Genomic DNA, 462 nt, shown 5'->3' with positions numbered 1-462 from the left:
AGCAACTGCAATTGTCCCACGGCGGCGATGCCGCCCTGCGCGAGCCCGCGATACCAGAACACGAAGCCGATCAGCATGCTGAACAGCGAGACATAGGCCAGACCGATCAATGCGCCCGACCCGACGCCGGCGAAGGATGGCGGCAGCGTCGCAAAGCTCAGTGCCAGCATGACCGGCAGCGACAGAGCAAGCGCCCAGCAGATCACCTGCCAGCCGCCGAGCCGGCGCGACAGCGCGGCGCCGTCGGCATAGCCGAGCCCGCAGACGATAATGGCGCCGAGCATCAGGCCGTCTCCGACTGGTGACGCGGTCACGCCTTGCGACAGGGAAAAGCCCGCGACCAAAGCGCTGCCGATGCAGGAGAACAGCCAGAAAGCCGGACGCGGACGATCGCCGCCGCGCAGCACGCCGAAGATCGCGGTGGCCAGCGGCAGCAAGCCGACGAAGACGATCGCGTGCGCC

General features: G+C 68.0%; 1 protein-coding gene. It reads right to left on the bottom strand.

Going from position 1 to position 462, the window contains the following annotated elements; genetic code table 11:
• Positions 1-462: DMT family transporter (locus EN859_RS35340; RefSeq protein ID WP_135913609.1), on the bottom strand; the 462-nt coding region annotated here is incomplete at both ends.

Source organism: Mesorhizobium sp. M00.F.Ca.ET.216.01.1.1 (genome assembly GCF_004010325.2).
Lineage (GTDB): Bacteria > Pseudomonadota > Alphaproteobacteria > Rhizobiales > Rhizobiaceae > Mesorhizobium.
This window is presented reverse-complemented; position numbering and strand designations above follow the sequence as displayed.